13 protein-coding genes are annotated in these 13,757 nt (G+C 43.0%); 8 read left to right on the forward strand and 5 right to left on the reverse strand.

Annotated features, from left to right (window positions below; genetic code table 11):
- Window positions 1-29 precede the first annotated feature (29 nt).
- From Q0L00_RS03445 to Q0L00_RS03470, 6 genes are all read left to right on the forward strand, one after another.
- The gene (locus Q0L00_RS03445) at window positions 30-1,130 is read left to right on the forward strand and encodes an ABC transporter substrate-binding protein (protein WP_297335464.1); all 1,101 of its coding nucleotides are present in this window, start codon (window positions 30-32) and stop codon (window positions 1,128-1,130) included.
- A complete protein-coding gene (locus Q0L00_RS03450) occupies window positions 1,123-2,148 on the forward strand; it encodes an iron ABC transporter permease (protein WP_297335465.1) in 1,026 nt (341 codons plus the stop codon). Before Q0L00_RS03445 ends, Q0L00_RS03450 begins: the two co-directional genes overlap by 8 nt.
- A 2-nt stretch (window positions 2,149-2,150) precedes the next feature.
- Window positions 2,151-3,119, forward strand: coding sequence for an ABC transporter ATP-binding protein (locus Q0L00_RS03455; protein WP_297335466.1), 969 nt, complete (start codon window positions 2,151-2,153; stop codon window positions 3,117-3,119).
- Window positions 3,120-3,202: 83 nt separating this feature from the next.
- A complete protein-coding gene (locus tag Q0L00_RS03460) occupies window positions 3,203-3,652 on the forward strand; it encodes a MarR family transcriptional regulator (protein ID WP_297335467.1) in 450 nt (149 codons plus the stop codon).
- A 72-nt stretch (window positions 3,653-3,724) separates the two neighbouring features.
- Window positions 3,725-4,729, forward strand: a complete 1,005-nt coding sequence (locus Q0L00_RS03465; protein WP_297335468.1) for an NAD(P)/FAD-dependent oxidoreductase — start codon at window positions 3,725-3,727, stop codon at window positions 4,727-4,729.
- Between the two features lie 16 nt (window positions 4,730-4,745).
- A complete protein-coding gene (locus tag Q0L00_RS03470; RefSeq protein WP_297335469.1) occupies window positions 4,746-5,069 on the forward strand; it encodes a 2Fe-2S iron-sulfur cluster-binding protein in 324 nt (107 codons plus the stop codon).
- 60 nt (window positions 5,070-5,129) lie between these two features.
- Here the strand turns inward: Q0L00_RS03470 and Q0L00_RS03475 are convergent, their stop codons facing one another.
- Entirely contained in the window at window positions 5,130-5,705 is a 576-nt protein-coding gene (locus Q0L00_RS03475; RefSeq protein WP_297335470.1) for a hypothetical protein, read from the reverse strand.
- A gap of 162 nt (window positions 5,706-5,867) precedes the next feature.
- Here Q0L00_RS03475 and Q0L00_RS03480 point away from each other — a divergent pair, with 162 nt between their 5' ends.
- Window positions 5,868-6,302, forward strand: coding sequence for a hypothetical protein (locus Q0L00_RS03480; protein ID WP_297335471.1), 435 nt, complete (start codon window positions 5,868-5,870; stop codon window positions 6,300-6,302).
- On the opposite strand, the gene scpA is transcribed toward Q0L00_RS03480, so the two are convergent.
- Both scpA and Q0L00_RS03490 read right to left on the reverse strand, forming a co-directional pair.
- On the reverse strand, window positions 6,299-8,419 hold the full coding sequence (gene scpA / locus Q0L00_RS03485; protein ID WP_297335472.1) for a methylmalonyl-CoA mutase: 2,121 nt from the start codon (window positions 8,417-8,419) through the stop codon (window positions 6,299-6,301). The two genes, Q0L00_RS03480 and scpA, sit on opposite strands and share 4 nt — an antisense overlap.
- Complete coding sequence (locus Q0L00_RS03490; protein ID WP_297335473.1) at window positions 8,416-9,816, reverse strand: methylmalonyl-CoA mutase family protein; 1,401 nt, start codon at window positions 9,814-9,816, stop codon at window positions 8,416-8,418. The genes scpA and Q0L00_RS03490 overlap by 4 nt, the downstream gene beginning before the upstream one ends.
- Window positions 9,817-10,153: 337 nt before the next feature.
- Here Q0L00_RS03490 and dnaA point away from each other — a divergent pair, with 337 nt between their 5' ends.
- A complete protein-coding gene (gene dnaA / locus Q0L00_RS03495; RefSeq protein ID WP_297335474.1) occupies window positions 10,154-11,578 on the forward strand; it encodes a chromosomal replication initiator protein DnaA in 1,425 nt (474 codons plus the stop codon).
- Here the strand turns inward: dnaA and Q0L00_RS03500 are convergent.
- Together Q0L00_RS03500 and Q0L00_RS03505 are read right to left on the reverse strand one after the other, a co-directional pair.
- Window positions 11,572-11,988 carry a nucleotidyltransferase substrate binding protein gene (locus Q0L00_RS03500; protein WP_297335475.1) on the reverse strand — a complete coding sequence of 139 codons (417 nt, stop codon included), beginning with the start codon at window positions 11,986-11,988 and terminating at the stop codon, window positions 11,572-11,574. The genes dnaA and Q0L00_RS03500 overlap by 7 nt on opposite strands.
- A gap of 79 nt (window positions 11,989-12,067) precedes the next feature.
- Window positions 12,068-13,516: a trypsin-like peptidase domain-containing protein gene (locus tag Q0L00_RS03505; protein ID WP_297335476.1), complete on the reverse strand. Its 1,449-nt coding sequence runs from the start codon at window positions 13,514-13,516 to the stop codon at window positions 12,068-12,070.
- Between the last annotated feature and the right edge of the window lie 241 nt (window positions 13,517-13,757).

Below are 13,757 nucleotides of genomic sequence, written 5' to 3' on the forward strand. Positions count from 1 at the left end.
TAAATTTTAGACTCGTTTTTTGCCTAAACATGGGCATTTTTTACGCCTGCGCTACCCCTGAACAGGAACAGATTGACCTGGAACAAATTGAACTCAACTATGCGCAAGGATTTGAAATTCAACGGGGGTTGGATTTTTGGGTGTTGAGTGTGTCTCAGCCATGGACTGGGGCGGATCAAGAGTTTCGGTATTTAATTTTGGAAGCAGGAAGTCAGCAGAACCCTCAGGGCTATGATGCAGTAATTCAATTACCCGTCAATGAAGTGGTACTGACTTCGACTACTCAGATTCCACATTTGGATTTGCTGGGACAAACCGAAAAGTTGATCGGATTTCCAAATTTTGACTTGATTTCATCAGAAAACGTATGGAACCTGATCGATCAAAAGCAACTGGTCGATTTGGGTTCCGGTCCTTCAGCCAATAGTGAAATGATCCTGGATTTGGAGCCTGACTGGGTGATGATTTCCACTTTGGGTGATAATCTGAAAAACCTGGAGCTTCTCCGAAGATCGGGAATTCCTGCCGTGATCAATGGGGAATACGTAGAGCAGCACCCGCTAGGAAGAGCCGAATGGATCAAATTTACCGGGCTTTTACTCGGAAACCTCAAGGAAGCCACTGAAATTTTTGAGCAAATCGAACAAGATTATTTGGCTGCATTGGAATTGGTGCAGGGAAAAAGTAGCGGAAAAAATCCCACCGTTTTATCAGGAGTCCTTTATCAGGATGTTTGGTTCGCGCCGGGAGCGGATAGCTGGGGTGCGAAGATTCTAAATAACGCGGGAGGAGAATATATTTTTCAAACTAAAAGAGGTACAGGTAGTCTGGAACTGAGTTATGAATATGTTTTGGATCAAGGCATGGATGCCGAATTCTGGATTGGTTCGGCGGATTTCAACAGTTTGACCGAAATGGTCGCTTCCGAACCCCGATATCGGGTTTTTGAGGCTTTTAAAAAGAAAAAGGTATATACTTATACCGGGAAGAAAGGACCCAAAGGAGGACTTGAATATTTTGAATTAGGCTACATGCGTCCGGATTGGGTGCTGAAGGATTTAATCAAAATCTTACATCCAGAGCTGCTTCCGGAGTATGAGTTATATTTTTATACCCAAATCCATGAATAGAAATAGACCCGTATATTTTTTGGTTTTTGGGCTCGTCCTGATGCTGTTTTTCTTTCTGATCAATATCAGTTTGGGTTCGGTCAGTATTTCAATTTCAGAGATAATCACCGGCCTGCTATTTTCGGAATGGAGCAGGAGCTCTTATGAGCAGATTATTCTCACGTATCGTTTTCCTAAAGCAATTGTGGCTATTTTAGCGGGGATGGGTCTGAGCTTGAGCGGAGTACAGATGCAGACATTTTTTAAGAATCCCTTGGCCGGACCCTATGTGTTGGGGATTAGTTCGGGTGCGGGTTTTGGAGTAGCGGTTTTGATTTTGGCCGGATCAATCTTTGGGTACGCGGTGGGCAGTATTCATCCATGGACCATTTCTCTAGCGGGCACACTTGGGGCAGGATTGGTACTTTCTTTGGTGAGTTTGGTGGCTTGGCGTGTGAAGGATTCGATGACTTTATTGATCGTAGGGATTATGTTCGGTGCAGCGGTTTCTGCAGTGATTTCAGTACTATCCTATTTTTCGGGAGCAGAAGCACTCAAATTATTTACGGTTTGGTCAATGGGTAGTCTGGGAAGTCTAGCCTGGAATCAGGTAGCTGTTTTGTCGGTTACCGTCCTGGCCGGGATGCTACCACTTTTGTTTTCAATTCGATCATACAACGCCCTTTTGCTGGGAGAGCCCTATGCCAAAAGTATGGGTATTAGTACCTTTGGTTTACGGTGGTGGATGATCGGGAGTACAGGTCTGATGGCTGGAGCGATTACCGCTTTTTGTGGTCCGATTGCTTTTGTGGGAATTGCTGTGCCCCATCTGGCACGGATTATTTTCAAAACCGCCGATCATCGGATTCTATTTCCTGCTTCGGGAATTTTAGGTGCAATTTTGTTATTGATTTGTGATAGCATTGGGCAGCTGCCGGGTATGGCCGAAAGCCTTCCCATTAATGCAGTTACCTCTCTCATTGGTGCTCCGGTAGTGATTGTATTGGTCCTGAGAAGGAACTTTAGTAAAGAATTTTAGGTATGGGAAAAATAGCAATCAAAGGTGAGCACCTTTCTCTGGGTTATCTGAAAGGAAAACAGCGGAAAGTGATAGTGGATCAGCTTAATTTTGAGTTGAAAACCAAAGAGCTTACCTGTTTGCTTGGACCCAATGGGGTTGGGAAGTCCACCTTGGTAAAAGCCATGATGGGACAGTTGATTCCTTTTGAAGGAACCTTGGAATTGATGGGGAAGAAAGTCTGTGATTTTACCCATCATTCCCGTTCAAGAATGCTTTCAGTGGTGCTTTCAGAACCTCATATCGCAGGTCAACTGACCGTGGAGCAATTGGTTTCTTTAGGTCGTACACCTTATCTAACTTGGTCAGGGGTTTTGGATTTGGAGGATGAGGCAGCTGTCAATCGCGCTTTAGAAATTACCCAGTTGGAATATATCCGAAACGAATTGGTCAATGAGATTTCAGATGGACAACGGCAAAAAGTTTTCATAGCCAGAGCCATTGCTCAGAATACACCGGTAATGATTTTGGATGAGCCTACCGCTCATTTGGATTTGGTCAATCGGCATGAAATTATGCTGCTTTTGCAGGAAATAGCTCACCTAGAAAATAAGGCGATTTTAGTAGTAACGCATGATTTAGAGATTGCCTTAGAGTTCGGGGATCAGTTTTGGTTACTCTCCTGCGGACTTCCGTTGAGGTCTGGCAAGCCCGAAGACTTGGTGATATCTGGGGAGATTAGTCAGCTTTTCCCGACTGACCGATACGAGTTCGATCCACTCAGAGGAAGGCTTGGACTCAGGGAGAAATACTCAGATATCGAAATAGTGGGAGAGGATTTTTTGACCTTTTGGGTAAAAAAAGCGCTTCTGAAGGCGGGTTTTCAAAATTTAATTGATCCGATTATAGTTCAAAATGATCCTTTTCTTCTTCGCTACAAAGGAAAGGAATTTACCAGTCTGAGAGAATTGATTGATTTTTTGACAGAATGAAAAGTATGCTTTTCCTATCAAATTTATAGGGAATTGCTTTTTGCAAAAACTTTATTTATATATTTGTCACACTAATTATTGGTATGACACAAGAGCAGTTTGCAAAGTATTCCTTTTTGCTGGACCGTACGGCCCGAAAAGTAAAGCAGTATGCCCAGCAGCAATTTAAAGACGGAGCTTTTGACGTGACGGTGGATCAATGGCTGGTGATGAAAAATCTCTCAGAAAATGGGAAACTTAGCCAAACCGAATTAGCGAATTTGGTTTTCAAAGATCATCCCACCTTGACCCGGATTGTGGATTTACTAAGTAAAAAAGGCTATGTGGAGCGCGTTCCTCACCCGCAAGATCGAAGAAGTTTTCATTTGAACTTGACTGAAGAAGGCCTGTCCAAGGTCACTGCCTTGCGACCAAAAATTCTAGAAATTCGTCAAAAAGCTTGGGAAAATCTCAGTGAGCAGGATTTTGATGAATTTAAGCGGATTCTCAATACGATCTACCAGAATCTGGACGGACAATTGCTTGAGGAATAAAGTTAGTGTACTAATAATTTCTATACGAACAAAAATCATCATTCAGGGGTTTTCCCATAAAGTATTCACAGCATGATTCATACAGACCTTTGCATCATCGGAGCCGGACCTGTTGGCTTATTTGCAGTATTTGAAGCAGGATTGCTTAAAATGCGCTGTCATCTCATTGATGCTCTACCCCAAGTGGGAGGGCAGCTTTCGGAGATTTACCCTCAAAAACCTATTTATGATATTCCGGGATACCCGGAGGTAAAAGCACAGGAGTTGGTAGATAATCTGATGGAGCAGATTAAGCCATTTTCGCCCACATTTACCCTTGGAGAGCGGGTAGATCATCTTGATCGACAGGAGGACGGATCATTTATTGTCACCACTAATGAAAAAACCCATGTTCACGCGAAAGTAATTGTGATTGCAGGAGGATTGGGTTGTTTTGAGCCGAGGAAACCTGTTTTGGAAAACCTGGAGCTTTTTGAAGGCAAGGGCGTGACTTACATGGTGAAAAATCCGGAGACGTTCCGGGATAAAAATGTGGTTTTGGCCGGAGGTGGAGATTCTGCCTTGGACTGGACTATTTTCCTGGCCAATGTTGCCAAAAAAGTAACCCTTGTACACAGAAATGAGACCTTCCGAGGTGCTCCCGATTCAGCAGCCAAAGTTTTTGACCTGGCAAATCAAGGCAAAATAAATTTAATATTATCCGCAAATCTGAAACAAGTCAGCGGGAATGGAAAATTGAATGCAGTGACGTTGGAGTCCAAAACGAAGGAAGAGATTAAGATCGAGTCTGATTATTTGATTCCACTTTTTGGCTTGAGTCCCAAATTGGGGCCAATTGCCGAATGGGGTTTAAGTATAGACAAAAATGCCATCGAAGTGGACACTAGAGATTATTCTACCGGTGTGGAGCGTATTTATGCAATCGGGGATATCAATACGTATCCGGGGAAATTGAAATTGATTCTTTGTGGATTTCATGAGGCAGCGATCATGATGCACTCTGCTTTTAAATATGTCTATCCTGACCAAAAATTGAGCTTCAAATATACCACGGTAAATGGTGTCAATTCATTCTAAAGGTTAAATTTGCGGCATGGTAAATTTTACAGTTGAAGATCAAGACGGAAATCGTCAACAGATTGAAGCTCCAGATGACATGGGCTTTAGTTTGATGGAAATTTTGAAAGCCTCTGAATATCCTATTTTGGCGACCTGTGGGGGAATGGCACTTTGTGCAACTTGTCATATTGAAGTTCTTGAGGGGAATGACCAATTAGGTGAAGCCACAGATGTTGAGTTGGATCAATTGGAGAATTTGCCTGAATATTATCCTACCTCCCGATTGGCTTGCCAAATTCGAATTTCCGAATTGCTCGAAGGAGCCATAATTAAATTGCGTGGAGAAGATGTGATTTAATCAAGATTCTAAAAAAATTGAACCACCTAACTCCAGGTGGTTTTTTTATGTTTACCCAGTTCAATACTCAATAGCGGGTTCTCCAAATTTAAATCTGTAGGTAATTTCTATATCCATAAATTCTTCGGATACAAACTCATAAACCTGCTGCTGGGCCACAAGTAAGATGCCTTGTTCATTTGGAGAGTATTCTAATTTTTTTAGTTCAAAATTAGTGTTTATCAAATAGGGGTCTTGGTAGTAAGCACCATCATTCCCATTAAAACTTAATTCAAGGCTGTTGGTTTCGCCTAGTTTTACAATTCTTCGGGTCATCCCGCAGCAGTCCAAGATAATTTCATCTTCCATAGTTTCTTCATTATACCATTCGGCGAATTTGAAATAGTCAACGTCCATGATGGGGGTTTCTTTATTCAGACGCCATTCAATGGAAAAATATTTACTGCCATATGAAAAATCATTGATGTGTTGGGTGACCAGTCTGCCTGATCTCGAGAAATCAATAGGAATAGGAGTAATTATGGACTCAGCGTGGTAGATCCCATAGGGAGCTTCTTGAATAGAAGGCAAATCAATTTTTGTGCAACCACTCATTAAAACTAACGGAAGTACAAGAAGTGCCAAATTTTTCCCCATAGTTGAAGATAAGCGAATAGGTCGAGGAGTTGTTGTTTGGGGGGGGGGTAAATTCGTGTTGATATTTAGCTTTTAAAGCCTTACCTCTGAAGAGAAATTAAAAGTTTTTGTATCGTTTTTTGATGAAATCTCGTAATTAACACAACTGTTTTTCTAAAGGATATGAAGTTAAACTACGTTTTAGTTATCATGCTTTTGCTTTCCTCATGCTTTGGCTTTGAAAGTGAACAGCAGGTAGACCTCTTTACTGAAATGGCTTTGCTTGAACAGGAAATAGAAGAACTTGCCGAGTCTCAGCTTTGCCTAGACGCTTCCGAATGGGGTTTTGTTGCCTTTGGAAGTAAACCCTGCGGAGGTCCTTGGAAATATATTGCGTATTCCAATCGGATAAATGTTCCTGCATTTTTAGCCAAGGTCAAACGCTACAATGAGCTTCAGCAAGAAGATAATATTCGAAGTAATCGTTTTTCAGATTGTAGGTATGTAGGTCCCCCTTCGAGCCTGGCTTGCCAGGGGGGGGGGGGCCGGTTTTGGTGTACAATTCCGAACTTTAGGCATTTCTTATTTTTTTGTCCGGAATTTTTTACTCAAGTTTAGTTGGCAGCCAGCATTTTTTCTAGAATCGAAATTGCGGCTTCGGATAGTACTGTTCCCGGCCCAAAAACTGCCGCTACACCCGATTCAAAGAGAAAGTCATAATCCTTTGTAGGGATTACTCCTCCGGCTACGACCATAATGTCCGATCGGCCGAGGTGCTTTAATTCTTCGATGAGTTGTGGGACAAGGGTTTTATGTCCTGCTGCCAATGAAGAAGCTCCAACGATGTGCACATCATTTTCGATTGCCTGTTCCGCCACTTCTTTTGGAGTTTGAAACAAAGGTCCGATATCCACATCAAATCCTAAGTCAGCAAATCCAGTGGCAATGACTTTCGCACCTCGGTCGTGTCCGTCTTGGCCCATTTTTGCAATCATGATACGCGGTCTTCGGCCTTCTATTTCTGCAAATTGATCGGCAAGTGCGGTAGCTTTTTTAAATGAATCTTGATTTTTCACCTCAGCGGCATATACTCCGGTAATCGATTTAGTTTGGGCCTGATGTCTTCCAAAAGCCTTTTCCATCGCCTCAGAAATTTCACCTAAAGTAGCTCTTTTTCGGGCGGCTTCTACGGCAAGTTCCAGTAGATTTCCTGTTCTGCTTTTGGCAGCTAGGGTGATTGCCTCCAGTCGTAGAGCAACTTCCTGAGCATTTCTAGTTCGCTTGACATTTTCCAGTCGCTTGATCTGAGACTCTCTAACGGATTGATTGTCCACTTCACGGACCTCAATTTCCGAATCTTCATCGACCTTGTAGCGGTTAACTCCCACAATGATATCTTTGCCTCCATCAATCCGTGCCTGTTTTTTTGCCGCAGCCTCTTCTATTCGAAGTTTGGGCAAACCCGCTTCGATGGCTTTGGCCATTCCGCCTAGGTTTTCCACTTCTTCTAATAAAGTCCAGGCGCGCTGAACCAATTGGTCGGTGAGGTATTCGACATAATAGGAACCTCCCCATGGATCTACCACTTGGGTGATTCCGGTTTCCTGCTGTAAAATCAACTGCGTATTTCTTGCAATTCGGGCAGAAAAATCTGTAGGTAGGGCAATGGCTTCATCCAGAGAATTGGTGTGCAGGGATTGGGTGTGTCCCATGGTTGCTCCGAGGGCTTCGATGGCAGTGCGTGCAATATTATTAAAAGGATCCTGCTGGGTCAGAGACCATCCCGAAGTTTGGCAATGTGTCCTCAATGCTAGGGATTTTTGATTTTTGGGGTTGAATTTTTGAACGATTTTGGCCCAGAGTAATCTTCCCGCTCTGAGTTTGGCAATTTCCATAAAATAGTTCATCCCAATTGCCCAAAAGAAAGACAATCTTGGGGCAAAATCATCGATATCAAGTCCAGCTTGAACACCTGTTTTTAAATATTCCAAACCATCGGCTAAGGTGTAGGCCAGCTCAATATCAGCCGTCGCTCCCGCTTCCTGCATGTGGTAACCCGAAATTGAAATGGAATTAAACCGAGGCATTTTTTTGGAAGTATATTCAAAGATATCTGCGATGATATCCATGCTTGGAAGTGGTGGATAGATATAAGTATTTCGCACCATAAACTCCTTCAGAATATCATTTTGAATCGTTCCACTCAGCTTTTCGGGACTTACCCCCTGCTCTTCGGCAGCTACGATGTAAAAGGCCAAAACCGGAATTACTGCGCCATTCATCGTCATGGAAACAGACATTTGATCCAGTGGGATTTGATCAAACAGGATTTTCATGTCCTCAACGGTATCTATGGCCACACCGGCTTTGCCAACGTCCCCTTCGACTCGGGGGTGGTCCGAATCATATCCTCGATGAGTTGCCAGATCAAAAGCCACCGAAAGACCTTTCTGCCCGGCAGCTAGATTCCTCCTGTAAAATGCATTTGATTCCTCGGCTGTGGAAAAACCCGCGTATTGCCGAATCGTCCACGCCCGTTGCACATACATAGTCGAATAGGGGCCCCGCAGAAAAGGAGCAATTCCAGCTGAAAAATTAAGATGTGGAAGCTTGATGATCTTTTCAGATTTGAAAACTGAGGGAATTGCGATCTGCTCCGGAGCTTCCCATTGCTTAATTTCAGAATGATTGAGCTCACTTTTTTGGGAGTTCCATTGGGTGAAATCTGGTCTCATGAGCGTAAGGTTTGGCGTTCTAAAAGGTAGGTTGCTCGGCTTGGGTTCAATTCATGTTCTGCTTCGTGAATCGGTTCAAATTCCAAGTTGTTGACCAATTTCTCTTCAGGGCTGTATCGATTGGCACCCACAACCGTTTTTTCTTGGTTGAGCACTTGACTTTGGATTGCTTCGCGGTTTTTTCTGACTTCTGCATGAAGAGTGCGATTAGAAAAATTTTGTATCCATCCGCCGACCTTTTCAAGTGCAGCGATTCGGTTTTTGATTTCTGTTTCGAAACTGGATTGAATTTTATCTAGGTAATACGAACCCGCTGCGGGGTCGATGACTTTATCAAAATAACTTTCTTCCCGAAGGAGTGCGGAGATGTTTCGTGCAATTCTTTGTTCCAGAATACCGGGATTTTTCTCTGCCGGGCAAACCCAAAGGGCATTACATCCTCCCAAAACAGCAGAAATCGCTTCATAAGTTTGTCGGATATAATTTGAGTTTTTGTCCACTAATGATTTGCTCCAGGTGGAAGTAGAGCAAAGTAAATGGATGTCTTCTTGATTCAGCTTTACGTTGAATTTGGCAGCGATTTCAACGATCAAATTTCGAAGGGCTTTGAGTTTGGCGATCTGAGGAAAATGTTCAGATCCCACTGCACTGTGAAAGGAGATAGTTTGAAGACAGGTTTTCGGATCAACTCCTTTTTCTTCCAATTGGACGATCAACTCAATTAATTCGCCTAATCCGAAGGTGACTTCTTGTATGCCAGTGGCACCGGAATTGGCATAGCGCGCCAAATCCAAGGTGAAAGCGTGGAATTTAGGAAAGGAGCTGAGCAAATGAAGTAATTCGACTCCGAGTGTTAGCCCCTTTTCTAGAATAGGTTCTCCCTCAAAAAGAGAGGTCGTAGGGGACCAAAGTACAGCGCCCTGCAAAGCTGTGGAGGGTAATTTTTTGGATTTTACCCAATTGATGAATTCAAAAACAGGATCCAGATTGTTTTTTGATGGAAGGAGATAAACACCGATGTATTCCACTAAGACATCTTTGAAAAGCAAATCCCAGTTTTCATTTCCTTCAGGTTGCAAAATCAGCGCATCGGCCCCGTTTTGGAGGTGATCTAGGATAATTTTATTCGCTTGACTTTCCTCCGTATTTTGGATTAAGACAGCATTTGACCAATACCTAACCCCCACTCCGGGCAGCTCAGGATCTGGATGAAATTTCATGGCTTGGCTGAAGCCTTCAAGATCTTCTTGCGTGTAGAAAGGTTCTTGGCGGATTTCTCCCCAGGCATAGCTTACCAGCGACTGTTCAAAATCTTTTCCTTTCAGGTCTTTTTCCACCTGTTTGATCCAGTCGGATTTGGATCTGGGTTCAAATGGATAAAAATCGGGATGGGTCATATTGGGTTTTAGTCAAGTGCCCGATGGGTTTTCGCCACCGGAGCATTTCAAAATTAATAAATTGTCCCAAACCCTGTGAATTTACTGTGATCAATTCTGTCTTCCTGGCTAGCCTTAGAATTTATATTTTAAGCTGAATGAAAGGGGTTCCGTTGGAATAGCTCATTCAACTTTTTCGGTAAAGCAGAATTACGGAATTTAATTTGGTCAATCAGAGGAATAAACAAAAATCCTGATTTTCAAGTTTCAAAACATTTTTTATTTAAGTGAATTTTCTACAAATTTGACCCCCTTGTAGAAATCCGTCCGGGTCTTTGTTTTTCAGAAATCTTCTCTAATGAGTTCAGAAGCTAGCGCAGTTTGGAATGAATGTTTACGTGTCATCGAGCAACACGTGAATGAGCAGAGCTTTTCAACTTGGTTTAAGCCAATAAATCCAGTGAAGCTAGAGGGGACCAGTCTGACTATTCAGGTCCCCAGTCAATTCTTTTTTGAATGGTTGGAGGATAACTATATCCAAGAATTGAAATTGGCCATTAAGACAACCCTGGGCTCTAGTGGCAGACTAGAATATGCCGTAGTGGTGGATAAAGGGAACTCTGCCAATCAGCCTTATGTGGTGTCCTATCCACAAGGAAATCACGGTTCCAAGAAAGGAAATAATCAACTCGTCACTGAGCAAAAGGTTACCCCATTTGAAATGCAGTCTCTAGGTGCAGAGGCTTTGACCCAGAGTAATCTCAATCCAAATTACACCTTTGGGACCTACATTGAGGGTGACTGTAATCGACTTGCTCGATCCGCTGGCTTTGCTGTGGCGACTAAGCCGGGGATCACTTCTTTTAATCCTTTAATGGTTTATGGAGGGGTTGGTTTAGGGAAAACCCACTTGGTACAGGCTATCGGGAATGAAATTAAGAATGGTCCGGAGACTAAATTTGTACTCTACGTTTCCTCTGAGAAATTTGTGAATCAATTCATGGATTCCATCAAGGACGGGAATGTAAAAAGCTTTACTAATTTTTACATGCAGGTGGATGTATTGATCATCGATGATATCCAGTTTTTGGCTGGAAAGGATCGTACCCAGGAGATGTTTTTCCATATTTTTAATCACCTCCACCAAAATAAAAAGCAGATCATTATGACCTCGGATTGCCCTCCAAGAGACTTGAAAGGCTTGGAAGAGCGACTCCTTTCCCGATTTAAATGGGGACTGACTGCTGATCTTCAAATGCCTGATTTTGAGACCAGAGTAGCAATTATCCGTCGAAAGATGCAGTCTGAAGGGATTTTTATACCTGATGATGTGGTCGAATACTTGGCCTACACGGTGGATACCAATGTCCGGGAGTTGGAGGGGATTTTAATTTCCTTGATTGCTCATGCCTCACTCAACCGTATGGAAATCAATCTTCAGTTGGCCAAGACGGTGATGAAAAATATCATCAAGGATATTGAGACTGAGGTGGGGATTGACTTTATCCAAAAAACGGTTTCGGAATACTATTCGATTAAATTGGATGATTTGAAAGCCAAAACCCGTAAAAAGGAAATTGTCGTAGCGCGTCAGGTGGCGATGTATTTTTCAAAAGAATTTACCAATCACTCTCTAAAATCGATAGGTTATCATTTTGGCGGTCGCGATCACTCTACAGTGATCCATGCGGTTCATACCGTAAATGATATGATTGAAACGGACAGTTCGTTTAGGAATGCAATCACCGAGTTGAAGAAAAAATTCAAAATGCGGTCTTATTGATCCAGCTTTTTTTCCATCGTTTCTTCGAATTGCTCCATTAAAGATATATATATCTTTAGAATATTTTCAATAAAAATTCCTTGGGTATCAATGTCATAGACAGGATTGTATTGAATTCGGTCGATCACCATATCCAGCCAAGGTTTGCCCTCATCGATCAGCTCGGCGTGAAAGGCTTCCACCGTCAGATCACGCGAACCGGTGAAAGGTCCTTTGCCATATTTTTTAAAATAGCTGTTTAAAACTTTCAGTGCTAATTCATGAGTTACCTCAAAACTAGTGATCAGTTCTCTGGATTGAGCCTCAGAAAGTGATCCTTTTTTACTTCGTTGACCATAAACCCTAAGGTCTTCCAGTGAGGATTTGAATTCCTCAAAACACTGTTCGCAAGATTGGGGGAGGGATTTCATGTTCGACATAGCTTGTAACTGCTCTAAAAGTTAACCTTTATTTAGAAAAAAGAAAAGGAGGGAGGAATCCCTCCCTTTCTTACCTGACCGTGTAGCTTTGCATAAAAGGTTGACCATTTGGAGCGACTCCTTCCAGCAAAAGCCTCCCGCTGTATTCTTCCAGGTACTTGCCAACCGCTTTGGGATCGCGTGCCGGTTCACGATTAATCTGGGTGATCACAAATCCATCTCTCAGTCCCAAATCCCGTAAATACCCCCTGCTCAAGGCGGAGATCTTAATTCCGTAGGCAATTCCTAAGCGGTCTTTTTCAATCGTATTCACTGCTTCCAGGCGGGCGCCAAGTAATCTGGAGCTATAATATTCGCGTTTAATGACTCCGGTTCCACCTTCCAGATTTTGTAGCGTTAGGGTCGCATTCATCCGTTTGCCTTTCCGGGTAAAGGTAACCGGTAATTCTTGTCCCGGATAATAATAGGAGAGTGCTTCTTCAAAACTTCCCATCCCTGAAATGGCTTGGTCTCCCAGTTGAATGATCACATCATTTCGCTGTAAACCTGCTTGCTCAGCGGCTCCAGATTTGATGACATGTTTGATGATTACTCCGTCCAATGAGGCGATTTCCATTTCTTCAGCCAGCTCAGGGGTGATTTCCACAGCTTCAATTCCAGGAATGGCTTTTTGAACTTCGCCGTATTGAATCAAATCATTGGCTACTTTCATCGCGATATCCACGGGTACGGCAAAACCATATCCGGTGTAGGAACCGGTTCTAGACAAAATTGCCGTGTTGATCCCCACCAACTCTCCCGAAACATTGACCAAAGCTCCTCCCGAATTTCCCGGATTAATGGGAGCATCGGTTTGGATGAAACTTTCCAAAGGGAAATCACCCCCCAATATATTGATTTGTCGTTCTTTTGCAGATACAATTCCAGCGGTGACCGTGGAGGTGAGGTTAAAGGGGTTTCCTACAGCAAGTACCCATTCACCGATTTGAAGATCGCGGGAAGACCCTCTTTTGATGGCAGGAAGATTTTCTGAATCGATTTTTAAAACGGCGATATCGGTATTTTTATCGGTTCCGATCAATCGGGCTTGATAGGTTCGTTTCTTATGAACCACTTCAATGGTTTCGGCACGGTCAATGACATGATTATTGGTGACAATGTAACCGTCTTCGGATATAATCACTCCGGATCCCGTACTCACCTGTTGAGTGGGTCCTGTGCCAAAAAAATACTCAAACATGCTATTCCTTCGGGGATCGCTACCTGAGAAATTTTTTATAAAAACTACCGATTCGGTGCTGTTTGTTGAAGCTTCCACAAAAGAAAGCGGAGGATCGGACCGATGGAACGAACCTTGGCTCGTGGCCGCCTGCTCGGAGAAAGAGGTGTTGACTGATTCAATGGGCGGGCTGGAAATCGTGTTTGGTTGAGGTTCATGGACAAGGGAAGTGGTCCAAAGAGCCGCACCTGCCAATCCCGCCACAAATGATATTCCGGTGGTTTTGAGAAAATGTTCCATGCGCATAGTTTTTCAATTTGACGGAAGAAAAATCCTCCGGTTTGTTTCCTTCACATTTTTTAACCCAATCAATTCTGATTTTAGGTAAGATAGTGGGTAGTCATTTCCTGCTTTTGCAAAGCTTTTTAGCAATAAATCCAGGAATTCTTCATAAAGTCCTCTCAAAAATTTTTCCCAAACGGAAAAACTGACGATTTGTACAAGGAAAAGTCGGGGCATCTTGTAATTTTGTCAGCCTATC

Origin of the sequence: Algoriphagus sp., assembly GCF_024305035.1 — a bacterium.
GTDB lineage: Bacteria > Bacteroidota > Bacteroidia > Cytophagales > Cyclobacteriaceae > Algoriphagus.